This window comes from Streptomyces europaeiscabiei (genome assembly GCF_001550375.1).
Lineage (GTDB): Bacteria > Actinomycetota > Actinomycetes > Streptomycetales > Streptomycetaceae > Streptomyces > Streptomyces europaeiscabiei.
Window position 1 is genome coordinate 1 of the sequence record NZ_LRTR01000871.1, and the last position, 893, is coordinate 893.

1 protein-coding gene is annotated in these 893 nt (G+C 72.2%); it reads right to left on the reverse strand.

Features of this window, described 5'->3' with window-relative positions:
* Window positions 1-893 (reverse strand): glycosyltransferase family 87 protein (locus AWZ10_RS44310; RefSeq protein ID WP_159058585.1); only part of this gene is annotated, 893 nt, incomplete at both ends.

Consider the following 893-nt stretch of genomic DNA (forward strand, 5'->3'; position numbering starts at 1 on the left):
CCCGCAGCCAGCCGATCCCGACCACCGTGTGGTTGAACCAGTGCTCGATGTCGATGAACAGGGCCTTCTCGACCGCGAGGATCTCGCGGGCGTGCTCCTCGGCGACGGCCCGGCTGCCGGCCGCCTCCAGCCGGGTGCGCTGGTAGGCGGCGTAGGTGACGCGGATCAGCAGCAGTTCGAGCAGCAGGTTCGGGCGGCTGGCGGCCCGGCGCAGCAGCGGCGCCCAGCTGAGGCGGGTCTGCGCCTTCGGGGCGTACTCGGTGGGAAGCGGGGTCCGGTAGTACTCCGAGGCGCGGGTCAAAAACGGCACCACGAGGGCCGAGGCGAGCGCGGCCAGCAGGACGACGTTGTCACGCAGCGGGTACAGGACGCCGACGTTCGGCACCATCATCTTCGCGGGCAGCGTCATCACCAGGACGACGGCGACCGGCCACACATAGCGCGAGGACGCCTTCTTGCCGACCCGGCCGACCACCGCGAGCAGCACCCACAGCAGCTGGTGCTTCCAGGACGTGGGCGAGACGGCGACCACGACGCAGCCGGTGATCGCGACGGCGAGCAGCAGTTGTCCGTCGCGCGCGTAGCGGATGGCGCGGCGCATGCCGAGCACGGCGACGGCGGCGGCCAGCGTGAAGAAGACCGTGATCTCCAGGGGGCCTTGGAGGCCGAGTCGCAGCAGCGCGCCGTGCAGGGACTGGTTGGCGAGGTCGTCCGCCCGGCCGCCGAGGCCCGCGCCCGCCAGATGGCGCACCCAGTAGGCGTACGAGTCGTGCGGCATCACCGCCCAGGCGAGCGCGGTGGCGGTGGCGAAGGTGATCCCGGTGCTCGCGGCGGCCCGGCGGCGGCCGGTGAACCACAGCAGCGGCACGAACAGCAGCACGGTCGGCTGGAAG